A 21,531-nucleotide genomic window follows, 5' to 3' on the forward strand; every position below is an offset into this window, starting at 1 on the left:
TCGAAGCTCCTGCTGCGTCTGCCCATCCAGCTCAATCGACTTGGCGACCCGCATGGCATCACACCCCCTTGGCCATCGGAGTATGCCCTTGAGCGAAAGTTCAACTAATTCGCGCGCACTACACTAGCGACTCACATCCACTGGGCGCTTGGCAAAGACCAGTCGCTGCATTCCGCACCATGCCGTTCTGACAGGTATCAGTACACAAGCGCGTGGCAGGATCAAACGTGTCATTGTTCGTGCAGGTACCCGTCACAGTTCCACTCACAGAAAAATTGCTATTGGCGTTACTTGTTAGCGCCGATGTAAAACTGACCCACTGCGCCGAAGTAAAAGTGACCCACCTGGGCGACGATGGTGGCCTTTTGGCCGTCGATGTTGAACCAGGAGCAAGCAGTGGAGATACGTGTGATGGCCCGCAGGGGCGAGGGGATCAGGGAGATCGCGAGGCAGCTTGGCTGCTCGCGCAACACCGTGCGGCGGTACTTGCGTGAGCAAGAGGCCAGCCGCTATGGGCCGAGGTCGCCGCGGGCGACCAAACTGGACCCGTACAGGGAGTACCTCGCCGAGCGGGTCGAGCAGGCCAGGCCGCGGTGGATTCCGGCGACGGTGCTGCTGCGGGAGATTGCCGGGCGCGGCTACGACGGCGGTATCAGCCAGCTCAAGGCTTGGCTGGCGCCGCTGAAGCAAGGCACGCCAGATCCGGTGGTTCGATTCGAGACGCCGCCTGGCCAGCAGATGCAGGCCGACTTCACCTGGGTACGCAAAGGCCGCGACCCGCTGGTGGCGTTCGTCGCGACGCTCGGGTACAGCCGTGCGACTTACGTGAAGTTTGGCCGCAGCGAGGACCTGGAGGCGCTGCGCGCGGGACTGCGCGAGGCCTTTGACTTCTTCGGCGGCGTGCCCGAGCACGTCCTGTTCGACAACCCCAAGACCGTGGTGATCGACCGCGACGCCTACGGAGAGGGCCTGCACCGCTGGAACGAGGGTCTGCGGCAGCTGGCCGAGGAATGCGGCTTCAAGCCGCGGCTTTGCCGGCCGTATCGGGCCAAGACCAAGGGCAAGGTCGAACGGTTCAACGGTTACCTCAAAGGAAGCTTCCTGGTGCCGCTGGCGGCGAGCCTGGAGGCCGTTGGCTTGAAGCTCACGCCGGAGGTCGCCAACTCGCACGTGCGCCGCTGGCTCGATGAAGTCGCCAACGCACGGGTGCACGCGACGACCAAGGCAGTGCCGGCGGCCCGCTTGGCACAGGAGCAGGCGGTGATGCTGCCCGCGCCGGCGCTTAAGGCGCAGCCTGCGCCGCCCCTGCGCGTCGCGATCCCGATCGAGAGCCTGCAGCACCCGCTGGCCGTGTACGACGCGCTGCTGGGGGTGGCGGCATGAACCTGCAGCACCAACGCATTGCCGCCCTGTGCGAGCAACTGAAGATGGCCTGCCTGGCCGCGGAATGGCCGGCGCTGGCGCAGCAAGCAGCGCGGGACGAAGCCAGCTTCGCCGATTTCGTGGAGAAGCTGCTGCAGTGCGAATCCGCCGCCCGCGAGCAGCGCAAGCGTACGACGCTGATGAAGCTGGCCACCATGCCGGCGGTCAAGACCCTCGAGCAATTCGACTGGTCGATCGGCAGCGGAGCGCCGAAGGCGCAGATCCAGGAGCTGGCGCACCTGACATTCGTCGAGCGTGCCGAGAACGTGGTCTTGCTCGGCCCGAGCGGCGTGGGCAAGACCCACATCGCCCTGGCGCTGGCGCACCGCGCCGTGATGGCCGGGCACAAGGTACGGTTCATCTCCGCTGCCGACATGATGCTGCAGCTCGCCGCCGCCAAAGCCCAGGGTCGGCTGAAGGAATACTTCAACCGCGCGGTACTCGGGCCCAAGCTGCTGGTGGTGGACGAGATCGGCTACTTACCGTTCGGGCGCGACGAAGCCACGCTGTTCTTCAACCTGGTTGCCAAGCGCTACGAGCGCGGATCGATGGTCCTGACCAGCAATCTGCCATTCACCCAATGGGCCACGGCGTTCGCCGACGACCAGACGCTGACGGCGGCGATGCTCGATCGCTTGCTGCACCATGCGCACATCGTGCAGGTCACCGGCGAGAGCTATCGACTCAAGGACAAACGTAAAGCCGGCCAGGCGGCAAGGAGGGCAGTGCCCGCGGAATGACGGCCGGGGGGGCCTCTCGGTCGCTCCGGGCTTCGCCCTGCGCGACCGAGAGGCAGAAGTGAATGAACCCGGGTGGGTCAGATTTACTTCGGCGACCTTGCAGGAAAGTGGGTCAGATTTTAATCGGCGTTGACAGTTACTCGCCTCAATGGTGCAGCTGAAAGCCGTATTGGTTTTACTAACCATCGTGAACCGTACGAACGAAATCCCGACACACCCGGCACCCTGCGCAGCGGCATGCGCTTGAGAACAGACGCCCTCAGGCGATTCATCAGTGAATTTCTTATCCGCACGGATGTTGCAGCCCAAATAGACCGTGGAAGTCCACCGAACGGACGTAGCCGGATAGGTGCCAGCCCACAGCGCACCAGGTGCGAGTAACAGGACCAAGGTAGCGACGCAGAATCGCGCCAGGCGAGAGGCGTAGAACATACCTAAGCCGTGAAAATGAGCCACGCGGCAGGCAGCACCGCGAGAAGTATCAAGAGCCCCATTGAAGCCTTTCCGAAGAGCCCACGTGGACGCTTCGAGAAGGCCCGGCAGCCGAAGCCACCGAGCATCCCGACCTAGGATCAGGTCATCGCCTTGCGGACCCACTTGAAGGCCATGATGGCCACCGTGAGCAGCAGGATCGCCGCGCCGATCAGGCCCACGGGAACGGCCTGCGCCCCGATGTCCGTCACGATGGCGGACACGTCCACCGCAGCGGCATGGGAGGCGCCGGCCATCGCCGAGAAAGCAGCCAGCGCGGCATAGCGCGCGGTTTGCAGGTTGAAACGGTTCATGAAGATCACTCGCTTTCTGTAGTTGAGGAATTGCCACCCGTTTGCCTGATCTGCTGGATGAAGACCCTGAAGGCCCAACCCAACGCCCAGACCGCGAGGACAGCGCCCGCGATTGCCGCCCCCTCCTCGACCGTGAGGTTGAGGAGAGGGGTTTCAATTGAGATGACGTGCGTGACGGTGCAGGCCGTGGCGCACGTGACGGTTACCGGGTCGTTCACGCGCGCTCCAGCCGGCGGAGGGTGCGCAGCCCAACGCAGGCACCTACGAGCACCGCGAGCAGCAGCAGCGTGGGGTGGAGCAGGGCGCTTGCCATAGTTACGCCGGGGCGGTGGCTGCGGACGCGCGCTTGAGGGCACTGGCCGGGATGGGCACCAAGCCCGAGAGCGCCGCGACGATCTTCCCCGCGTTCTCGCCATAGGTCGGCGCCTCCAGGGTGAACGAGGCGGTGTAGAGGCCGGGCTTGGCGACCTCCTCCAACGCCTTCGGGACCGTCAGCACGCCCACGGCACCGGCCTTGCCGGATTCATCGCGCAGCACACAGTGCGCCTCGCTGATGGAGTAGGGCTGACCGCTCTTTTTGGCAGTACCGGTCTTGGTGTTAACCAGCAGAATTTCGAGGATGGAATGCATGGTTTGTCCTATGAGCAGACACCGCAGGAACGCGGCCCTTTGGCCCGTGGCAACGAGACAAAGGGCTGAACTCACGCGTGCCGCCGTGTCATCGGAAAACGAAGGAGCAGTGGGGGCCAATGCAGACGTAGATGGCACCGACACAGACCCACAGGAAGCAGTCGAAGGGCTTCACGACGTGAGCACCCGGACGACACGGCACGGAAGGAGTTCCACTTCCTGTGTGAGCTGGCCCCACGCATTGATGTGGCGGCCACGGAAGGAGCCATGTCGCACCTGGGTGACCAGCAGCCGGAAACCGGCGTGGCTGACCGTGCAGCCCGACCGCACGTCTTGCACACCGGTCGCATCGCGGTTGTGCTTGCCCTCCGCACGAAATGACGCCGGCCGCGCATTCGTCGCTACGAGCGTGACGGCCATCACGCACCCCGCCGCATGAGGTGCCCAACCGCCGCGCTAGAGTCCACGGTGCGAACAACCACGGAGGAACCACCATGGACATCAAGGCCCTTGAAGCCGCCATCCTGCGCGACCAACTGGTCTTGCTGGCGATCACAGCCATTAGCGTGATCATCACCATCGTCATTAGCTATTTGGTACTGCGCGCAGCAATCCGAGACGGAATTCGCGAGTCCGGGCTGGTGCAAGCCATGAGCCGCGTTGCAGGCACTACGCCACCACTGCGGGACACGACCAATCTCCCTGAGATGCGCGCCGACCGTTGATGCAAAGCTCGCATCGACGGCAGAAGACCCAACGCCCATAATCCCCTCCAGTAACCGTTTTGAGTAACACCCAAATTGAGTGACAGAGGAAGCGTATCTCATCATGAGTAACGAAAGCAACGACCAAGCTCGGGTCAAAAGCCTGATTGATGAGGCAGCCGCACGCGTCGGAGACAAGAAGGCGCTAGCGAAGCTGCTGAAGTACAGCCCTGGCAACGTCTACGACTGGAGCAAAGGAACCCGGGCATGCCCGGTACAGGCCCAGGCTTTGATGGCGGACATCGCCGGACTCAGCGCGCAGGAGGTGGCGTGCTATGTCGTGATCCAGCAGGAGAAGAACCCAGAGAGGAAGGCACGCCTTTTGGAGGTGCTGGGAAAAGCCTCACGACGTATGAGCGCGGCATGTTGGGCCGCCACATCCGTCAGCGCCGCCTTGGTTTTTAGTGCCCTAACCGGCATGCCTCGACTTCATACGATGTATATTATGTAAAATCACAACGATGATCAGTTGCTGGACTTTGCGAAATTAGAAGTGGCTCCGCTTGTCTGAACAGCCTTCCCCGATATTTAAGTGGACTGCGGGCGGGTTGGCGAGGGTGCAGAGATGTCCACGGCGGCGGGCGTCGCTTGCGACGCCGATCGGCCCGACGGGGCCGCAACCATTATCTCTGCCGGTCAGAATCCTGGAACGCGGCGTTGCGCAAGCGCAAGGCATTGGTGATCACCGAGGCCGAGCTCAGGCTCATGGCCAAAGCCGCGATCATGGGCGAGAGCAGCCAGCCGGTGAAGGGGTACAGCACGCCGGCCGCGATCGGCACGCCCAGCGAGTTGTACAGAAAGGCAAACCCCAGGTTCTGCTTCATGTTCGCCACTGTCGCGTTGGAGAGTTCCTGCGCCACGGCGATGCCGCGCAGGTCGCCCTTCACCAATGTCAGCTGCGCGCTGTTCATTGCAACGTCGGTCCCGGTCCCCATCGCGATGCCGACGTCCGCTTTCGCGAGCGCCGGCGCGTCGTTGATCCCGTCGCCGGCCATGGCGACGATGCGCCCTTCCCCTTGCAGCCGTTCCACCAGCCGCAGCTTGTCGGCTGGCTTGACTTCACCATAGACCTCATCGATCCCCAGGCGCTTGGCCACCGAGCGTGCGGTGGTCACGCCGTCGCCCGTGGCCATCACCACCCGCAGCCCTGCCGCCCGCAGCGTAGCCAGCGCAGCAGGTGTCGTCGCCTTGACCGGATCCGCCACGGCCAGCAAGCCCGCCAGCTTGCCGCCGGCAGCGAGATACATAACGCTCGCGCCCTCCGCGCGCAGTTCCTCGGCGCGGGACGCCAGCGGAGTGACGTCAATGCCAAGCTGCTCCATCAGAGCCGTGTTGCCCAGGCCTAGGTCCGCGCCCTCCACCGTGCCGCGCACGCCAATGCCGGATTCCGAATCGAACTGCTCCGGCCGGGCCAGCGCCAGCCCACGCTCGCGCGCGGCCGCGACGATGGCCGCCGCCAACGGGTGTTCGCTGCCCTGGTCCAGGCTTGCGGCCAGGCGCAGGACTTCGTCGTCCCTGAAGCCCGGCGCGGCAATTGCCGCCTGGAAGGCCGGACGGCCTTCGGTCAGCGTACCGGTCTTGTCCACGATGAGGGTATCGATGCGGCGCAGGTTCTCGATGGCAGCCGCGTCCCGGAACAGGATGCCCTGGCTGGCGCCGCGGCCCGTGGCCACCATGATCGACATGGGCGTTGCCAGGCCCAGAGCGCAAGGACAGGCGATGATCAGGACGGCGACCGCGTTGATCAAACCGTACACCCAGCTGGGCTCCGGCCCCACGACGCCCCAGACCAGGAGCGTGACGACAGCCGCCGCGATCACCGCCAGCACGAACCATCCCGCGACCGTGTCCGCCATCCGCTGCATGGGCGCCCTGGAGCGCTGCGCCTGCGCGACCATCTGGACGATCTGCGCGAGCACCGTTTCCGAGCCGACCCGCTCGGAGCGCATCACGAGCGCACCGCTGCTGTTCAGCGTGGCACCGATCAGTTTGTCGCCGGGGCGCTTGGTCACCGGCAGCGGCTCCCCGGTCAACATGGACTCGTCCAGCGCACTGCTGCCTTCGGCGACGATGCCGTCGACCGGCACCTTCTCGCCCGGGCGCACACGCAGCAGGTCCCCGACGTGCACCTGTGCGAGCGGCACATCCTCCTCTTCGCCGTTCGCCCCGATCCGGCGTGCCGTCTTGGGCGCCAAGCCGAGAAGCGCCTTGATGGCGGCCGAGGTTTGCGAGCGGGCTTTCAGTTCCAGCATCTGCCCCAGCAGGGTCAACGAGATGATCACCGCAGCCGCCTCGAAGTACACCGACACCCGGCCCATCGACATGAAGGAGGCCGGAAACACCTGCGGTGCGATGGTCGCCACGGTGCTGTAGACGAAGGCCGCACCGGTGCCCAGCCCGATCAGCGTCCACATGTTGGGGCTGCGGTTGGCAACGGATTGCGCGCCCCTGACGAAGAAAGGCCAGCCGGCCCACAGCACCACCGGCAGCGACAGCACGAACTCCATCCAGCTCTGCATCCGGCTGTCGAACAGCCCCAGGGAATGGCCGAACATCGCCAGCACCGCAATGACGATGGTGAGGGGCAAGGTCCACCAGAAGCGCCGCTGGAAGTCGTGCAGCTCGGAGTTGTCCTCCTCCACGGACGGAATCAGCGGCTCCAGCGTCATCCCGCACTTCGGGCAGTTCCCCGGGTGGTCCTGCCGGATATCTGGGTGCATGGGGCAGGTGTAGACCGTGCCGGGGGCGGCGGGGACGGGTGCGGCGGAGCCGCTCGCTTCCGGGGGAGGGTGACTGTGGTGCGCGTGATGGGCGTGCGATGCGTGTTCGTTCATGGCGGCTCTCCTGATGGCATGCGCCGACCTCTCGCGCTCAGTTTGATTGGGCCGACACGTCCAGTTTCAGGCCTCCTACCGTGGGAAGGTCAAGTCATCCATGCCGAAAGCTACAAACCGCACACTGCGCGAGTACTGTCGCCAAAACCTGCAAGTTGGTCGACCCCGACGCCAAGGTCGAGGTTGATCTGGGCAGCAAAAAGCTCAGCGTGCAGTCCGTGGAGGATCGCCAGGAATTTGCCGAGGCGCTCAAGGAAGCTGGCTACCCGCCGGCCTGATCTCCCCATTCGCCGATGTCTCGACTAAACTCGTGAGGATGCGCATCTCCCGTCGCAACCGCTGGCTCACCGTGCTTGTCGCGGTGGCTGCGCTGTTGTTCGGACAGCTGGCGCTGGCGAGCTACGCGTGTCCCGGTATCGCGAAAGCTGCGGAGGTCGAGCAGATGTTCAGGGCCGCGATGCCTTGCGCCGAGGAGATGTCCCGCGCCATGGACGACGAACAGCACCCCGGGCTCTGCCATGCGCATTGCCAGGCGGCGCAACAGTCCGCCGACAGCTACCAGGTTCCGCCTCTGGCGACGCTGGAACAGCTGGGCCCGGTGCTGACGGTGGCCGCCGCGACTGCGTCCGGCGAAAGCCCCGCGCCACCCGCACGCTCTACCCCTCCCCCACCGGCGGGGCCTCCTTTGGCGATCCGCCACTGCTGCTTGCGCATTTGACCTCCTGGGTCGACTAGCCGCCGTTCGCGCGCCGCGAACGGCTCTTCGTCGTTCCTGGAGGTCCTCATGCACATCCGATCCGGCCTGGCCACGGCCGCACTGCTTTTCTTCCTGGGATTGCCGGCCGCGGCCCAGCAATCCCTCACCCTGGCCGAGGCGCAGCGCCTGGCGCTGGAGCGTTCGCAGCAGCTTGCCGCGTCCGATGCCGCTGCAGCCGCCGTGCGCGAGCTGTCGGTGGCAGCCGGCCAACTGCCCGACCCGGTCCTGAAGCTCGGCGTGGACAACCTGCCCGTCGATGGGCCGGACCGGTTCAGCCTGTCGCGCGACTTTATGACCATGCGGCGCATCGGCGTGATGCAGGAGCTGACGCGACCGGACAAGAGGCGGTTGAAGGTCGAGCGGCTGGCGCAGGACGGCAAGCGCATCCAGGCCGAGCGCGAGCAAGCTGTTGTCACCATCCAGCGCGATACCGCGCTGGCCTGGATCGAGCGGCGTTATGGCCAGGCCATGGTGCAGCTGGTGGAGCGGCAGCTGCGCGAAACCGAGCTGCAGATCCAGGGTGCCGAGGTGGCCTTCCGCGGCGGGCGCGGCAGCCAGGCGGACGTGTTCGCCGCGCGCATGGCGCTCGCCAACTTGCAGGACAAGCTGCGGCAGATACAGCGCCAGCTGCGCAGTGCTGGGCTCGCCCTGGCGCGCTGGGCGGGTCCCCAGGCTGCGAGTGCGGCCGCCACGGGCGATGTTCCCTGGCAGGACACGCCGCTGGCGCGGTCGCTGCCGGACCATTTGCAGCAGCAGCCTGGCTTGCAGGCGCTCGCCGCGCAGGCCGACGCGGCTGAGACGGAAGTCCGGCTGGCGCAGGCCAGCACCCGGCCCGATGTGACCGTGGAGGCGATGTACAGCCAGCGCGGCTCCGCCTATTCCAACATGGTGTCGGTGGGCGTCTCCATTCCGCTGCAGCTGGACCGGAGCAACCGGCAGGACCGCGAGGTCGCGGCCAAGGTTGCTACGCTGGCCGAGGCGCGCGCCAGGTACCAGGATGCGCTGGCTGCGCAAGAGTCTTCCGCAGCCACGCTGCTGAACGACTGGCAGGCGGGCAAGGAGCGTCTGCGCGCCCTCCAGGCGGACTTGCTGCCCGCCGCCCGGAACCGGACGCAAGCCGCGCTGACCGCCTACGGCACCGGCAAGGCGGACCTCGCCTCCGTGCTGGCGGCTCGGCGCGAGGAATTGGACGCCCTCATGCAACTGCTCACGCTGGAAATGGAGACGGCGCGGCTCTGGGCGCAGCTGCACTACCTCGTCCACGCACCCGTCGCGAAGGACCCGTCATGAAGAAACAGTACCTCCTCCATGCCGCTGTTGCGGCGCTCGCGGTGGCGCTGTGCGCTGGCGGCTACGGCCTGTACAGGCTGGGTATGCACCAGGCAAGCCGCGCGGGCACGGCAGCCGCGCCGGCCATGCCCGGCGCCGCCGCGCAGGCCATGGCTGTTCCCCAGGGCATTCCCGAAGGGGAAGACGCGACCCGCCGGCACATCGCCGCGCGCCTCAAGGCAGGCGACACGGATCCGGCGACGGGGCGCAGGATTCTCTACTACCACGACCCCATGGTGCCGGGAAAGAAGTTCGACGCGCCCGGGAAGTCGCCTTTCATGAACATGATGCTGGTGCCGGCCTATGCCGATGCGGATGCCGACCAGGGCCGGGTGAGCGTCAGCCCGCGCATGCAGCAGAACCTGGGCATCCGCACGGCGCCGGTGGCCGAGGGCGCGCTGGCCGCGGAGTTGACGGCCACCGGCAGCATCGCCTTCAACGAGCGCGAGCAGGCGGTCATCCAGGCACGCGCCAGCGGCTACGTGGAACGGCTGCACGTGAAGGCGACGCTGGACCGCGTCGCGCGCGGCCAGGTGCTGGCCGAGCTCTACGTCCCGGACTGGGTGGCGGTGCAGGAGGAGTTCCTCGCCGTGCGGCGCATGCAGGGCGCCGGCCTGGCTGCGCTGCTAGACGGCGCGCGCGCCCGCATGCGGCAGGCCGGCATGAGCGATGCGCAGATCCAGCGCGTGGAACGCAGCGGGCGCCCGGACCCCCGCATTGCCGTGACGGCGCCGATCGCGGGGCTGGTGACCGAGATCGGCGCGCGCGACGGCATGGCGGTGATGCCGGGCGCGACGCTGTTCCGCATCAACGGCTTCGGCCTGGTGTGGGCGAACGCCGACGTGCCGGAAAGCCAGGCCGCCCTGCTGCGCCCGGGCACGCGGGTGGTGGCGCAGACCCCGTCCATCCCGGGGGAAACGTTCAACGGGACGGTGCAGGCCATCGTTCCCGACGTGAGCGCGGCGACCCGCACCATCAAGGCGCGGGTCGAGCTGGGCAACCCGCGCGGGCGGCTGGTGCCGGGCATGTTCGTGTCCATGCGGTTCACGGACATGCACCAGGACAAGAGCATCCTGGTGCCGACCGAAGCGGTGATCCAGACCGGCCGCCGCACGTTGGTGATGCTGGCCGAGGACAACGGCCGCTTCCGGCCCGTCGAGGTGCAGGCGGGCGCCGAAAGCGGCGGCCAGACCGCGATCACGCGCGGGCTGCAGCCGGGCCAGCGGGTGGTCGTGTCGTCGCAGTTCCTGATCGACTCCGAAGCGAGCCTGCGCGGCCTGGAGGCGCGCCTGAACAGCGAAGCGCCGAAGGCGCCGACGGCGGCCGCGGCGCCCCGCCACCAGGGCGAGGCCAGGATCGAGGCGATCGGCAAGGACGCCCTGACGCTCTCGCACGGGCCGATCCCGTCCATCCGGTGGGGCCCCATGACCATGGACTTCAAGCTGCCGGCGGCCGGCCCGCTGCCGCGCAACCTGCGCCAGGGCGACCGCGTCGGCTTCGAGTTCTACATGGACACCGACGGGCTGCCGCAGCTCACGCGCGTGTCCCCGCTGCCGGCGCAGGCCCAGGGAGCCGGGAAATGATCGCGCGCCTGATCCGCTGGTCGATCCACAACCGGTTCCTGGTGCTGCTCGGCACGGTGATCGTGGCGGCGTGGGGCGTCTATGCGCTGGCCAGGACGCCGCTGGACGCGCTGCCCGACCTGTCGGACGTGCAGGTCATCATCCGCACCACCTACCCGGGGCAGGCGCCGCAGATCGTGGAGAACCAGGTTACCTATCCGCTGACCACCACCATGATGTCCGTGCCCGGTGCCAGGACGGTGCGCGGCTACTCGTTCTTCGGCGACTCCTTCGTGTACGTGCTGTTCGAGGACGGCACCGACCTGTACTGGGCCCGCTCGCGCGTGCTGGAGTATCTGAACCAGGTGCAGTCCCGCCTGCCGGCCAGCGCCAAGGCATCGCTCGGTCCCGATGCCACGGGTGTGGGCTGGATCTACCAGTACGCGCTGGTGGACCGCACCGGCAAGTTCGACATCGGCCAGCTGCGCGCGTTGCAGGACTGGTTCCTGCGGTTCGAGCTGAAGACCGTGCCCGACGTGGCCGAAGTGGCTTCCATCGGCGGGATGGTGCGCCAGTACCAGGTGGTGCTGGACCCGCAGCGCCTGGCCGCCTACGCGATCCCGCACACCCGGGTGATCGACGCCCTGAAGAAAGCCAACCAGGAGGCCGGCGGCTCGGTGCTGGAACTGGGCGAAGCCGAATACATGGTGCGCGCGTCCGGCTACCTGCGCTCGCTGGACGACTTCCGGCAGGTGCCGCTCATGACCACGCCGTCGGGGGTCTCCGTGCGGCTGGGCGACGTGGCCCGCATCCAGATCGGGCCGGAGATGCGCCGCGGCATCGGCGAGCTCGACGGCGAAGGCGAGGCGCCGGGTGGCGTGATCGTGATGCGCTCGGGCAGGAACGCGCTAGAGACGATCGCCGCGGTGAAGGCCAAGCTCAGGACCTTGCAGGCCGGTTTGCCCATAGGCGTGGAGATTGTGCCGACATACGACCGTTCCGGCCTGATCGAGCGCGCCGTGGACAACCTGAAAGGCAAGCTGCTGGAGGAGTTCCTGGTGGTGGCGCTGGTGTGCTTCGCCTTCCTGTTCCACCTGCGCTCGGCCCTGGTCGCCATCGTCTCGCTGCCGCTGGGCATCCTGGCCGCCTTCGTGGTCATGCACTACCAGGGCGTCAACGCCAACATCATGTCGCTGGGCGGCATCGCCATCGCGATCGGCGCCATGGTGGACGCAGCGGTGGTGATGATCGAGAACGCCCACAAACACCTGGAGCACTGGCGCCACGCCCACCCGGAACAGGAGCTACGCGGCGACGCGCACTGGCGGGTGATCGGCGAGGCGGCGGCGGAGGTCGGGCCGGCGCTGTTCTTCTCGCTGCTGATCATCACCCTGTCGTTCGTCCCGGTGTTCACCCTGCAGGCGCAGGAAGGCCGCTTGTTCTCGCCGCTGGCCTTCACCAAGACCTATGCGATGGCCGCGGCGGCGGGGTTGTCCGTGACACTGATCCCGGTGCTGATGGGATATCTCATCCGCGGGCGCATCCCGGACGAGAAAGCCAATCCGCTGAACCGGTTGCTGATCGCCGCCTACCGCCCCCTGCTCGACGCGGTGCTGCGATGGCCCAGGCTGACGCTCGCCGCCGCCGGCGTGCTGCTGGTCCTGAGCCTGTGGCCGCTGCTGCACATCGGCGCGGAGTTCATGCCGCGCCTGGACGAAGGCGACCTGCTGTACATGCCGTCGGCGCTGCCGGGGTTGTCCGCCGGCAAGGCGGCCGAATTGCTGCAACAGACCGACCGGCTCATCAAGACCGTGCCGGAGGTCGCCAGCGTCTACGGCAAGGCGGGTCGCGCCGAGACGGCCACCGACCCCGCGCCGCTCGAAATGTTCGAGACGACCATCCAGTTCAAGCCGCGCGCGCAATGGCGCCCCGGCATGACGCCGGACCGGCTGGTGGAGGAGCTGGACCGCGCGGTGCGGGTGCCGGGACTGGCGAACATCTGGGTGCCGCCGATCCGCAACCGCATCGACATGCTGGCCACCGGCATCAAGAGCGCCGTCGGCGTGAAGGTGGCCGGCGCCGACCTGGCGGAAATCGACCGCGCGACCGTCGAGATCGAGCGCGTGCTCAAGACGGTTCCGGGCGTGTCCAGCGCGCTGGCCGAACGCCTGACCGGCGGGCGCTACGTGGACGTGGACATCCGGCGCGAGGCGGCGGCCCGCTTCGGCCTGAACATCGCCGACGTGCACTCGGTCATCAGCGCCGCGGTCGGCGGCGACAACGTTGGCGAGACGGTGGAGGGACTGCAGCGCTTTCCGATCAGCGTGCGCTACCCGCGGGAGCTGCGCGATTCGCTGGAGAAGCTGCGCGCGCTGCCGATCGTGACCGAGCGCGGCGCCCGCCTGGTGCTGTCCGACGTGGCGGACGTGCGCATCAGCGACGGCCCGCCCATGCTGCGCAGCGAGAACGGGCGCCTGTCAGGATGGGTGTACGTCGACGTGCGCGGCCGCGATCTGCGCTCCACGGTGCAGGACATGCAGCGGGCGGTTGCCGACAAGGTGAAGCTTCCGGCGGGATATTCGGTGTCGTGGTCCGGGCAGTTCGAGTTCCTGGAGCGCGCCACGGCGAAGCTGAAGCTCGTGGTCCCCTTCACCCTGCTCATCATCTTCGTGCTGCTGTACCTCACATTTGGCAGCTTCGCCGAAGCGGCCCTGATCATGGCGACGCTGCCGTTCGCGCTGGTCGGCGGCATCTGGCTGCTCTATCTGCTGGACTACAACCTCTCGGTGGCGGGCGCGGTGGGGTTCATCGCGCTGTCCGGTGTCGCCGCGGAGTTCGGCGTGATCATGCTGCTGTACTTGAAGAACGCGTGGCGCGAGCAGACCGGCAGCGGCAGGACGGGCCGGGAAGATCTGCTGGAGGCGATCCGCACCGGTGCCGTGCTGCGCGTGCGCCCGAAAGCCATGACGGTCGCCGTCATCCTGGCGGGCCTGTTGCCGATCATGTGGGGCGCGGGCACCGGCTCCGAGGTGATGCAGCGCATCGCGGCACCGATGGTCGGCGGCATGCTCACCGCGCCGCTGCTGTCGCTGTTCCTGATCCCGGCCGCGTACCTGCTCATGCGGGGACGGAGGGCGTCTGCTGGCGGCCGACAGAGCTCTTCGAGTTAGCTCCCCTTTCCATTTCACGCAGACCGCCGGTGCCGTCGGGTTGCCTGACAAACCGTCCGTGCTGTGAAGGAGCGCGTCATGTTGCCCTCACCTTTGCGCATGCGGTTTTTCCGGAAAGGTGTTCGCTGCTTGCGGCCTGTGGATGCTCTTGCTGGGCATTTATTTCGTGCTTCTTCGACCGGCGCTGCTCCCGTGCCCGGGTTGGAGCGGTGGCTCGGCCACGTGTTCGATGTCATGGGAGGATTCATGATCGCGGCCGGAACGATGACCACGCTTGTGGCTTGGCGATTCCTCGCAGTCCGTGCTCCAGGGACGCTGGTGGCGCTGACAGTGGCAGGCGCGTCCGGTGTCGCGCTGATGAGCGCGACCAATTTCCTGCTGCACTCGGACTTCCGCTGGCTGTTGCTGGCGCCCGCGCTCCTCTGATTTGTCGGAGTGTTGTGTTACAGACGCGAGGGCACCGACCGCACGAAACGCAAGGAAGACTTTCCCTGAAAGCCGAGGCAAGGAAAAGAGGCTCCCAGGGGAGCCTCTTTTCTGCGTGAAGTGTAGCTACGCGTCAGTTCGCGGCCTGGATGTCCGTGACCACGATGCCGCCCGCGACGTTCTCGGCCCGGAACCGGATCTTGTCGCCGGCCTTGACGTCCTTCAGCAGCTCCGGCTTGCTGGCACGGAACACCATGGTCATGGGAGGCATCTCGAGGTTCGCGATCGCCTCGTGCTTGATGGTCACCTTGCCCTGCTCGGTATCGACCTTGCGGACTTCGCCCGCGGTCAGGGCCGCACTCGCGGCGGCCGGTGCGGCTGCGGCGTCGGTCGCCGCCGAGGCCAGGCCGGTGCCTCCGAGGGCCAGCGCGGAAGCGAGAATCAGGATCAGTTTCGAGTTCATGGGATCTCCTTTAGCATGTCCACAATGTAGTGCGTGGGCCGCAACACCGCCCTGACCCCGACATGACGAATCTGTTATCTGAAAGGCTCTGCCGTTGAAGATCCTGGTGGTCGAGGACGAACCCAAGGCCGCGGCGTATCTGCGCCAGGGGCTGACCGAGAGCGGCTACACGGTCGAGGTCGCCCTCACCGGAACCGACGGGCTGCACGCCGCCGCCAACGGTGATCACGACCTGGTAATCCTGGACGTCATGCTGCCGGGAATCGACGGCTTCACGGTGCTGTCGGCGCTGCGCACGGCGCGCCAGACGCCTGTGCTGATGCTCACCGCCCGCGACCGCCTGGACGACAAAGTGCGCGGATTCGACCTGGGCGCCGACGACTACCTGGTCAAGCCCTTTCAGTTTCCCGAGTTGCTGGCACGCGTGCGCACGCTGCTCAAGCGCGGACAGGCGCAGCCGGTGGACCCTGTCATGCGGGTCGCCGACCTGGAGATCGACGCGGTGCGCCACCGGGCGACACGCTCCGGGCAGCGCATCGACCTCTCGGCCAAGGAGTTCGCGCTGCTGTCCCTGCTGATGCAGAGAGCCGGCCAGGTCCTCTCGCGCACCCAGATCGCGTCGCTGGTCTGGGACATCCATTTCGATTCCGACACCAACGTCGTGGAGGTCGCGATCCGCCGGTTGCGCGCCAAGATCGACGACCCCTTCCAGCAAAAACTGATCCACACGGTGCGCGGCGTCGGCTACGTGCTGGAGCGCAGGGCTTGAGCGCTGCCCAGGCCGGGATGCGCATGTCGCTGGCACTGCGCATTGCGCTGGCCAGCGCCTTGTTTGGGCTGGTCATCGCGGGTGGCGCCATCGCCGTGGGCTATCTGGCCCTGTCGCAGCAGCTGGACGCACGCGCCACCGTCGAACTGCAGGGCAAGCGCGACCTGGTGCGGCACATCCTGTCGGAGATTCCGTCGACGAACGCGGTGCCGGCGAACAGACATCGTTTCGGCGATCTCCTGATCGGACACGATCACCTGCACTTGGCTTTGGTGGAGCCGCGCTCGGGCTCGCCGCTCGCGAGTTTTTCGCAGGTCGCTCAGGTGTCGATTCCCGTGCTGGACGCGCGCGGGAACACCGCCGGCGTGCCGGACTGGGTGGCGCCGGATGGCTCCCGCTTCGCCTCCTTGCGCGAACAAGGCCCAACGGCCGACGGGTCGGCGGTGCGCTTCTATCTCTCGCTGGACCGCGGCCACGACCAGCGGCTGCTGTCCGGGTTCCTGCGTGCCAGCTTGTTCGGGTTGCCCGTGCTGCTGGCGCTGGTCGCCCTCGGTGCCTGGCTGATCGCGCGCACCGGCCTGGCGCCGCTGCGCCGCTTCCGCCGGCTGGCTGCTTTGATCGGAACGGAATCGCTCAGCCAGCGGGTGCAGGAGGCCGGGCTGCCGACGGAGCTTGCCGAGCTCGCACGCGAGTTCAACGCCATGCTGGAACGGATCGATCACGGATACCGGCAGCTGCAGGAGTTCTCCGCCGACCTGGCCCATGAACTGCGCACGCCCGTGGCAACCTTGCTCGGACGCAGCCAGGTTGCCCTGTCCCATCCACGCAGCGCCCAGGAGCTGCGCGAGGTGCTCGAATCCGATGTCGAGGAACTCGAAAGGCTGGCGCGCCTGATCTCCGACATGCTGTTCATCGCGCAGGCCGACCATGCGCAGCCGCCGTTGCGGCTCGAAGAAGTCTGGCTGGAGCAGGAGGCCCAGCGGGTTGCGGACTATCTCTCGCTGATCGCGGAGGACAACGGCATCCGCATCGAGGTACGCGGCGCCGCGATGGTGCGCGCCGACCGCCTGCTGGTGCAGCGCGCGATCACCAATCTGCTGTCGAACGCGGTGCGGCATGCGTCGCGCGGCTCGGCGGTCAAACTGGAGGCCAGTGCCGACGATGCGGCGGGGCGCCTTTGCGTGTCCAACCAGGGCGAGACAATCCCGCCCGAGCATCTCGGCCGCATCTTCGACCGCTTCTACCGCGTCGACGCCTCACGTGCCCGCATCAGCGGGGGCACCGGCCTCGGGCTGGCCATCGTCCGCTCCATCATGCACGCGCACGGCGGGACCGTGTTGGCGCAGAGCGACTCGGCCACGGCAAAGACGATCTTCAGCCTGGTGTTCCCTGCCTGAGCCATGCAGGCTCGGCCTGCATGGCCGCAAGCGTCATTTCTTGACCGGGTGGCCGTGCTTGGAAAGGAACTGCTCGAACTGGGCGATTTCCTTTTTCTGGGAAGCCATGATCTTCTTGGCCATGTCGCGCATCTTGGGGTCCTTGCCGTTCTTCAGTTCGTGCTCGGCCATCGGAAGCGCGCCCATGTGGTGCATGCGCATCATCATCGCGAAGTCCACGTCCGGATTGCCGGTGGCCTGCATGGTAGACATCTGCTCGTTGTTCTCCTTCATCATGCCCTTCATGTCCATCCCGCCCTGCCCTTGGGCATGCGCGAGCGGGGCCAGCAGCGCGGTGGAGAGAACAGCCACGAAGGCGCCCCGGAAAACGGGAGTGAAATTCTTGTTCATGTCATGTCCTTCTGGGAATTGGTCAGGCCGCCGCGACCATCCGACGGCATTCTTCGGCGCAGCGCTTGCAGGCCTGCGCGCACTGCTGGCAGTGCTCCATCTGGTGCTCGGCGCATTCGTCGCCGCAGGCCTGGCAGATGTCCGCGCAGAGCGCAGGGCGCCTTCGCGCTTTCGCTCGCGCGGCTCATCGCCGCACTCGTCAGAAAGGCCGGCGGCTTGCTGCCGTCTTTTGGCCTTCCCCGTGCGGCGCCGCGCCGCCTTACTGCGCCGGCTGGATCTCGGTCACGGTGAACTTGCCGCTCTCGTTCTTGGCCGAGAAGCGGACCTTGTCGCCCGGCTGCACCTTGTCCAGCAGGGCCGGGTCGGCGACGTTGAACACCATCGTCATTGCCGGCATTTCCAGATTCTTGATCGGCCCGTGCTTCAAGGTGATCTTCCTGGTGTCCTTGTCCACCTTGCGGACCTCCGCGTCGGTCATGTCCGCGGGTGGGGTCTGTGCATGCGCGAGCACGACCGACATGCCTGCGGCTGCCAGCAGCGCGCAGCCCAGGAGCGTTCGTACTGTCTTCATGGCGTCATCCTTCCTTGTTCCTGTGGTTTGGCTCATTTCGCGGCTGCGACCTTGATCTTGCCGGTCATGCCGGCCTGGTAATGGCCTGCAATCAGGCAGGCGAAGTCGAATTCGCCAGGGCGGTTGAAGGTCCAGACCAGCTCTCCAGCCTTGCCCGCGGGGACGTGGGCCATGTACGGCTCGTCGTGCTCCATGTTCGGGAACTTCACCATCAGGGCCGCGTGTTCGTCGAGTTCCTTCTTGGTGCCGATGACGATCTCGTGCAGCATCTTTCCGCTGTTCTTGACCACGAACTTCACGGTCTCGCCTTGCTTGACTTCGACGCGATCGGGCGTGAAGCGCATGCTGTCCGACATGGTGAGCTCCACCGTCCGCTTGGCGGCCTTGGCGTCCCCGGCGATGCCCCAGTCCTTCTGCTCCTTCTTGACCGGGCCGGCCTTCTTGCTGTGGTCCTCGCCTTCGTGGGCGGCGGCAGCCAGCGACATGCCGATCAGGACGGCGGCCAGCAAGGCATTGATCTTTTTCATTTCTGAGTCCTTTCCAGGGTGAAGAGAGTGGCGATGGCTCGCCGGGTTAATGGCCGGAATGGCCGGACTTGGGTTTGCGGACCTGCACTTCCACTTCCTTGTTGTTCGGCGCCATCCGGGCGGGCATCGAGCCCGTGCCTGGGGTGTTGGCCCGCGGCGCCGGCGGCAGGCTGCCGGTGAATTCATAGGCCACAGTGCCGGCGGGATGCTGGAACCAGCTGGGGTTCTTGTAGTCGCCGGGCTTCTGGTCGCGCCGCACCTTCAGCACCGTGAACATGCCGCCCATCTCCATGGAGCCGAACGGACCCTCACCGCTCATCATGGGCGCGGTGTTGTCCGGCAGCGGCATCTCCATCTCGGCCATGTCGGCCATGCCGCGCTCGCCCATCACCATGTAGTCGGGAATCAGGCTGGTGATCTCGCGCGCAACCTTGCGGTGGTCCACGCCGATCATGGTGGGCACCTCGTGGCCCATGGCGTTCATGGTGTGGTGGCTCTTGTGGCAGTGGAATGCCCAGTCGCCCTCCTCGTCCGCGATGAACTCGACCTGCCGCATCTGTCCCACCGCCACGTCGGTGGTCACCTCGGGCCAGCGCGTGCTCCTGGGCGTGGGTCCGCCGTCGGTGCCGGTGACGAGGAATTCGTGGCCGTGCAGGTGGATCGGGTGGTTCGTCATCGTCAGGTTGCCGACGCGGATGCGCACCTTGTCGCCCTTGCGCACGTTCATCGAATCGATGCCGGGGAAGACGCGGCTGTTGAAGGTGAACAGGTTGAAGTCCAGCATCGTCATGATCTTGGGCGTGTAGGCACCGGGCTCGATGTCGAACGACCCGAGCAGGAACACGAAGTCACGGTCGACCCGGTCGATCAACGGGTGGCCGCCCTTCGGATGCGTGACCCAGAAGCCCATCATCCCCATCGCCATCTGCGTCATCTCGTCGGCATGGGGGTGGTACATGAAAGTGCCCGGCCGCCGCGCCTCGAATTCGTACACGAAGGTCTTGCCCGGCGCGATGTGCTTTTGCGTCAACCCGCCCACGCCGTCCATGCCGTTGGGCAGGCGCTGCCCGTGCCAGTGCACGCTGGTGTGCTCGGGCAGCTTGTTGGTCACGAAGATCCGCACGCGGTCGCCTTCCACGACCTCGATGGTTGGGCCGGGCGACTGCCCGTTGTAGCCCCACAGGTGGGCCTTGAAACCCGGCACCATCTCGCGCACCACCGGTTCGGCCACCAGGTGGAATTCCTTGACGCCGTTGTTCATGCGCCAGGGCAGCGTCCAGCCGTTCAGGGTGACCACGGGGTTGTAGGGCCGGCCGGTGGTCGGAACCAGCGGCGCCATGGTGTCGGGTTTGCTCTGGGTAACCGGCTCGGGCAACGCCGCCATCGCGGCCTTGCCGACCGAAGCCGCCGCCACTGCGCCGGTGATGGCACCCGCACCGCCCAGGAAATTTCGTCTGCTTGTCATTGGGGTGTCCATGTGCGCGGCGTGCTCAATGGCGTTCGCCGCCGCTCGTTGTGCTTGTGGAGACCGGCGTCACGCCCATGGCGATGGGTTTGCCGATGAGGCTCGAGGCCAGGCCGGCGTCCGCCAGCCAGAACTGCTGCTGCGCATTGAGCGCCGCGTTGACCGTCGCGACCTGGTCGCGCTGGTCGGCCAGTAGTTCGAAGACGCCGATGAGCATGCCGTTGTAGCGCAGCACGTTCTCCTCGGAAATCGTTTTGCGCAGCGGCACCACCTCGTCGCGGTAATGCCTGGCCAGGTCGTAGGCGGTGCGGTACGCGGAATAGCTCTCGCGCAGCTGCGACGAGGCCGCGCGGATCACCGCTTCGTACCGGTTGGCCGCCGCCAGCGACTGTGCGTTCATCGCTGCGCGCTGCGCCCCGCCCCAGTCGAACAGCGGCAGCCTGATCTCCAGCTCGTAGCCTTTGGCCGTCGCGCGCTCGCCGGTGGCGTTGTCGAACCTGGTGTCGCGGCGCGCGCCCGCTTCGATGTCGAACAGGCTGTTCAGCAGGTTGAGCCCCTGGGATTTGCCGGCCACGTCAAGCTGCAGGCGCGCCAGTTGCACGTCCAGCCGTTGCTGCAGCGCGCTTGCATTCACGTGCGCCGGCGCGCGCGGCTGTTTCGGCAGGTCGGGCAGGCGCTGCGGCAGCTTCAGCTGGCGGGCCTGCTCCTCGGTCAGGCCGAGCTGGCGCACCAGCTCTTCGCGCGCAGCGGTGGTGGCGTGGTTCGCCGAGGCGAGCTGGGCGGCCGCGTCGGCGTAGAACGCATGCTGGCGCGCGCGCTGCAGCTTGCTGAAATTCCCCACCTGCTGCATGCGCTGCGCCAGCTCGGCGCTTGCCTGTGCGCTGTTGTTCACCTGCTGCGCATAGTCCAGCGACTGCTGCGCCGCGACGGCGCGGACCCAGGCCTGCCGGACCTGGCTGACCTGCTCGACGATGGTGGCGCTCATCTGCGTCCTGGCTTGCGCAACCTGGTTGCGCGAAAGCGCCTGCCGCCGGGGCAGCGTGAGGAGATCCAGCAGGCCGATCGACAGCAGCCGGCCGATCTCCAGTTCGCTTTGCACCCGCACCCGCTCGAAGGTGAAAACAGGATTGCCGAGGCGGCCGGCCTGGTCGGCCGCCGCGATGTCCGCCCAGCTCTGCGCGATCAGGGCCTGCAGCGACGGGCTGTTGGCCAGGGCGAGCTGCACGGCGTCGTCCATGGTCAAGGGCTTGGCAAGCAGCTCGCCGGACAGCCTTGCGCGGGCCTGGCGCTGCTGGTCGGTGCGGCTCAGCTCCAGCTTGTTGTCGGTGAAGCCGGGAATGGCCCGATTGGTGTCCCGCACGGCCTGGTCGATGTCGACGGTAGCGCAGCCGGCCAGCGCCAGCACGGCGGCAGCGACAGCGGCGAGCCGAATGTGTCCTCGCATGGAGATCATCCTTTTATGGTTTGCCGTGGCCGGCATGCGGATCGCTGCCTGCGGCCGGCGTGCCGGTCCGGGCCGGCGCCGCGGCG

The 21,531-nt window shown here is 66.8% G+C and carries 23 protein-coding genes and 1 pseudogene; 12 read left to right on the plus strand and 12 right to left on the minus strand.

Annotated features, from left to right (window positions below; all coding sequences use genetic code 11):
• Positions 1-375 precede the first annotated feature (375 nt).
• Together istA and istB are read left to right on the plus strand one after the other, a co-directional pair.
• Positions 376-1,383, plus strand: coding sequence for an IS21 family transposase (istA, locus tag H0U68_RS21055; RefSeq protein WP_296358860.1), 1,008 nt, complete (start codon positions 376-378; stop codon positions 1,381-1,383).
• Positions 1,380-2,162 (plus strand): IS21-like element helper ATPase IstB, encoded by a 783-nt coding sequence (gene istB / locus H0U68_RS21060; RefSeq protein WP_296358861.1) that lies wholly within the window; start codon positions 1,380-1,382, stop codon positions 2,160-2,162. The genes istA and istB overlap by 4 nt, the downstream gene beginning before the upstream one ends.
• 572 nt (positions 2,163-2,734) lie before the next feature.
• On the opposite strand, the gene H0U68_RS21065 is transcribed toward istB, so the two are convergent.
• The 4 genes from H0U68_RS21065 to H0U68_RS21080 all read right to left on the minus strand — a co-directional run bounded on the left by H0U68_RS21065 (position 2,735) and on the right by H0U68_RS21080 (position 3,997).
• Positions 2,735-2,947 carry a major capsid protein gene (locus tag H0U68_RS21065; protein WP_296358862.1) on the minus strand — a complete coding sequence of 71 codons (213 nt, stop codon included), beginning with the start codon at positions 2,945-2,947 and terminating at the stop codon, positions 2,735-2,737.
• 5 nt (positions 2,948-2,952) lie between these two features.
• Positions 2,953-3,165 carry a hypothetical protein gene (locus H0U68_RS21070; protein WP_296358863.1) on the minus strand — a complete coding sequence of 71 codons (213 nt, stop codon included), beginning with the start codon at positions 3,163-3,165 and terminating at the stop codon, positions 2,953-2,955.
• A gap of 97 nt (positions 3,166-3,262) precedes the next feature.
• Positions 3,263-3,577, minus strand: a complete 315-nt coding sequence (locus H0U68_RS21075) for a cellulose synthase (RefSeq protein WP_296358864.1) — start codon at positions 3,575-3,577, stop codon at positions 3,263-3,265.
• A 171-nt stretch (positions 3,578-3,748) separates the two neighbouring features.
• Positions 3,749-3,997 carry a hypothetical protein gene (locus tag H0U68_RS21080; RefSeq protein WP_296358865.1) on the minus strand — a complete coding sequence of 83 codons (249 nt, stop codon included), beginning with the start codon at positions 3,995-3,997 and terminating at the stop codon, positions 3,749-3,751.
• Between the two features lie 74 nt (positions 3,998-4,071).
• On the opposite strand from H0U68_RS21080, the gene H0U68_RS21085 reads away from it, so the two are divergent.
• A complete protein-coding gene (locus H0U68_RS21085; protein ID WP_296358866.1) occupies positions 4,072-4,302 on the plus strand; it encodes a hypothetical protein in 231 nt (76 codons plus the stop codon).
• 103 nt (positions 4,303-4,405) lie between these two features.
• Positions 4,406-4,792 carry a hypothetical protein gene (locus tag H0U68_RS21090; RefSeq protein WP_296358867.1) on the plus strand — a complete coding sequence of 129 codons (387 nt, stop codon included), beginning with the start codon at positions 4,406-4,408 and terminating at the stop codon, positions 4,790-4,792.
• A gap of 172 nt (positions 4,793-4,964) precedes the next feature.
• Here H0U68_RS21090 and H0U68_RS21095 read toward each other — a convergent pair whose 3' ends face one another.
• A complete protein-coding gene (locus tag H0U68_RS21095) occupies positions 4,965-7,175 on the minus strand; it encodes a copper-translocating P-type ATPase (protein WP_296358868.1) in 2,211 nt (736 codons plus the stop codon).
• Between the two features lie 155 nt (positions 7,176-7,330).
• On the opposite strand from H0U68_RS21095, the gene H0U68_RS21100 reads away from it, so the two are divergent.
• The 6 genes from H0U68_RS21100 to H0U68_RS21125 all read left to right on the plus strand — a co-directional run bounded on the left by H0U68_RS21100 (position 7,331) and on the right by H0U68_RS21125 (position 14,419).
• Positions 7,331-7,453 (plus strand): hypothetical protein, encoded by a 123-nt coding sequence (locus tag H0U68_RS21100; RefSeq protein WP_296358869.1) that lies wholly within the window; start codon positions 7,331-7,333, stop codon positions 7,451-7,453.
• Positions 7,454-7,491: 38 nt separating this feature from the next.
• Positions 7,492-7,893: a hypothetical protein gene (locus H0U68_RS21105; RefSeq protein ID WP_296358870.1), complete on the plus strand. Its 402-nt coding sequence runs from the start codon at positions 7,492-7,494 to the stop codon at positions 7,891-7,893.
• Positions 7,894-7,959: 66 nt separating this feature from the next.
• Positions 7,960-9,222 carry a TolC family protein gene (locus H0U68_RS21110; protein WP_296358871.1) on the plus strand — a complete coding sequence of 421 codons (1,263 nt, stop codon included), beginning with the start codon at positions 7,960-7,962 and terminating at the stop codon, positions 9,220-9,222.
• Complete coding sequence (locus H0U68_RS21115; RefSeq protein ID WP_296358872.1) at positions 9,219-10,844, plus strand: efflux RND transporter periplasmic adaptor subunit; 1,626 nt, start codon at positions 9,219-9,221, stop codon at positions 10,842-10,844. The genes H0U68_RS21110 and H0U68_RS21115 overlap by 4 nt, the downstream gene beginning before the upstream one ends.
• On the plus strand, positions 10,841-13,993 hold the full coding sequence (locus H0U68_RS21120; RefSeq protein WP_296358873.1) for an efflux RND transporter permease subunit: 3,153 nt from the start codon (positions 10,841-10,843) through the stop codon (positions 13,991-13,993). Before H0U68_RS21115 ends, H0U68_RS21120 begins: the two co-directional genes overlap by 4 nt.
• 78 nt (positions 13,994-14,071) lie before the next feature.
• On the plus strand, positions 14,072-14,419 hold the full coding sequence (locus H0U68_RS21125; RefSeq protein ID WP_296358874.1) for a hypothetical protein: 348 nt from the start codon (positions 14,072-14,074) through the stop codon (positions 14,417-14,419).
• Positions 14,420-14,552: 133 nt separating this feature from the next.
• Here H0U68_RS21125 and H0U68_RS21130 read toward each other — a convergent pair whose 3' ends face one another.
• Positions 14,553-14,882 (minus strand): copper-binding protein, encoded by a 330-nt coding sequence (locus H0U68_RS21130; protein ID WP_296358875.1) that lies wholly within the window; start codon positions 14,880-14,882, stop codon positions 14,553-14,555.
• Between the two features lie 94 nt (positions 14,883-14,976).
• On the opposite strand from H0U68_RS21130, the gene H0U68_RS21135 reads away from it, so the two are divergent.
• Both H0U68_RS21135 and H0U68_RS21140 read left to right on the plus strand, forming a co-directional pair.
• Positions 14,977-15,651: a heavy metal response regulator transcription factor gene (locus H0U68_RS21135; RefSeq protein WP_296358876.1), complete on the plus strand. Its 675-nt coding sequence runs from the start codon at positions 14,977-14,979 to the stop codon at positions 15,649-15,651.
• Between the two features lie 23 nt (positions 15,652-15,674).
• A complete protein-coding gene (locus tag H0U68_RS21140; protein WP_296358877.1) occupies positions 15,675-17,048 on the plus strand; it encodes a heavy metal sensor histidine kinase in 1,374 nt (457 codons plus the stop codon).
• Between the two features lie 33 nt (positions 17,049-17,081).
• On the opposite strand, the gene H0U68_RS21145 is transcribed toward H0U68_RS21140, so the two are convergent.
• The 6 genes and pseudogenes from H0U68_RS21145 to H0U68_RS21170 all read right to left on the minus strand — a co-directional run bounded on the left by H0U68_RS21145 (position 17,082) and on the right by H0U68_RS21170 (position 21,445).
• Entirely contained in the window at positions 17,082-17,438 is a 357-nt protein-coding gene (locus H0U68_RS21145) for a DUF305 domain-containing protein (RefSeq protein ID WP_296358878.1), read from the minus strand.
• A 22-nt stretch (positions 17,439-17,460) separates the two neighbouring features.
• Positions 17,461-17,589, minus strand: a pseudogene (locus H0U68_RS21150) (four-helix bundle copper-binding protein); the annotation flags it as partial.
• A gap of 108 nt (positions 17,590-17,697) precedes the next feature.
• The gene (locus tag H0U68_RS21155; RefSeq protein ID WP_296358879.1) at positions 17,698-18,009 is read right to left on the minus strand and encodes a copper-binding protein; all 312 of its coding nucleotides are present in this window, start codon (positions 18,007-18,009) and stop codon (positions 17,698-17,700) included.
• Between the two features lie 32 nt (positions 18,010-18,041).
• A complete protein-coding gene (locus tag H0U68_RS21160; protein ID WP_296358880.1) occupies positions 18,042-18,536 on the minus strand; it encodes a cupredoxin family protein in 495 nt (164 codons plus the stop codon).
• Between the two features lie 46 nt (positions 18,537-18,582).
• Positions 18,583-20,001 carry a copper oxidase gene (locus H0U68_RS21165; RefSeq protein ID WP_296358881.1) on the minus strand — a complete coding sequence of 473 codons (1,419 nt, stop codon included), beginning with the start codon at positions 19,999-20,001 and terminating at the stop codon, positions 18,583-18,585.
• Between the two features lie 25 nt (positions 20,002-20,026).
• Positions 20,027-21,445 (minus strand): TolC family protein, encoded by a 1,419-nt coding sequence (locus tag H0U68_RS21170; RefSeq protein WP_296358882.1) that lies wholly within the window; start codon positions 21,443-21,445, stop codon positions 20,027-20,029.
• Positions 21,446-21,531 lie beyond the last annotated feature (86 nt).

The organism is Ramlibacter sp., assembly GCF_013697775.1.
Classification (GTDB): Bacteria; Pseudomonadota; Gammaproteobacteria; order Burkholderiales; family Burkholderiaceae_C; genus Ramlibacter.

What these genes read in the sequence shown, in the direction of transcription:
- istA (WP_296358860.1), top strand. Translation starts at nt 376, where the DNA reads ATGTTGAACCAGGAGCAAGCAGTGGAGATACGTGTGATGGCCCGCAGG.
- istB (WP_296358861.1), top strand. Translation starts at nt 1,380, where the DNA reads ATGAACCTGCAGCACCAACGCATTGCCGCCCTGTGCGAGCAACTGAAG.
- H0U68_RS21065 (WP_296358862.1), bottom strand. Translation starts at nt 2,947, where the DNA reads ATGAACCGTTTCAACCTGCAAACCGCGCGCTATGCCGCGCTGGCTGCT.
- H0U68_RS21075 (WP_296358864.1), bottom strand. Translation starts at nt 3,577, where the DNA reads ATGCATTCCATCCTCGAAATTCTGCTGGTTAACACCAAGACCGGTACT.
- H0U68_RS21080 (WP_296358865.1), bottom strand. Translation starts at nt 3,997, where the DNA reads ATGGCCGTCACGCTCGTAGCGACGAATGCGCGGCCGGCGTCATTTCGT.
- H0U68_RS21085 (WP_296358866.1), top strand. Translation starts at nt 4,072, where the DNA reads ATGGACATCAAGGCCCTTGAAGCCGCCATCCTGCGCGACCAACTGGTC.
- H0U68_RS21090 (WP_296358867.1), top strand. Translation starts at nt 4,406, where the DNA reads ATGAGTAACGAAAGCAACGACCAAGCTCGGGTCAAAAGCCTGATTGAT.
- H0U68_RS21095 (WP_296358868.1), bottom strand. Translation starts at nt 7,175, where the DNA reads ATGAACGAACACGCATCGCACGCCCATCACGCGCACCACAGTCACCCT.
- H0U68_RS21105 (WP_296358870.1), top strand. Translation starts at nt 7,492, where the DNA reads ATGCGCATCTCCCGTCGCAACCGCTGGCTCACCGTGCTTGTCGCGGTG.
- H0U68_RS21110 (WP_296358871.1), top strand. Translation starts at nt 7,960, where the DNA reads ATGCACATCCGATCCGGCCTGGCCACGGCCGCACTGCTTTTCTTCCTG.
- H0U68_RS21115 (WP_296358872.1), top strand. Translation starts at nt 9,219, where the DNA reads ATGAAGAAACAGTACCTCCTCCATGCCGCTGTTGCGGCGCTCGCGGTG.
- H0U68_RS21120 (WP_296358873.1), top strand. Translation starts at nt 10,841, where the DNA reads ATGATCGCGCGCCTGATCCGCTGGTCGATCCACAACCGGTTCCTGGTG.
- H0U68_RS21125 (WP_296358874.1), top strand. Translation starts at nt 14,072, where the DNA reads ATGTTGCCCTCACCTTTGCGCATGCGGTTTTTCCGGAAAGGTGTTCGC.
- H0U68_RS21130 (WP_296358875.1), bottom strand. Translation starts at nt 14,882, where the DNA reads ATGAACTCGAAACTGATCCTGATTCTCGCTTCCGCGCTGGCCCTCGGA.
- H0U68_RS21140 (WP_296358877.1), top strand. Translation starts at nt 15,675, where the DNA reads ATGTCGCTGGCACTGCGCATTGCGCTGGCCAGCGCCTTGTTTGGGCTG.
- H0U68_RS21145 (WP_296358878.1), bottom strand. Translation starts at nt 17,438, where the DNA reads ATGAACAAGAATTTCACTCCCGTTTTCCGGGGCGCCTTCGTGGCTGTT.
- H0U68_RS21155 (WP_296358879.1), bottom strand. Translation starts at nt 18,009, where the DNA reads ATGAAGACAGTACGAACGCTCCTGGGCTGCGCGCTGCTGGCAGCCGCA.
- H0U68_RS21160 (WP_296358880.1), bottom strand. Translation starts at nt 18,536, where the DNA reads ATGAAAAAGATCAATGCCTTGCTGGCCGCCGTCCTGATCGGCATGTCG.
- H0U68_RS21165 (WP_296358881.1), bottom strand. Translation starts at nt 20,001, where the DNA reads ATGACAAGCAGACGAAATTTCCTGGGCGGTGCGGGTGCCATCACCGGC.
- H0U68_RS21170 (WP_296358882.1), bottom strand. Translation starts at nt 21,445, where the DNA reads ATGCGAGGACACATTCGGCTCGCCGCTGTCGCTGCCGCCGTGCTGGCG.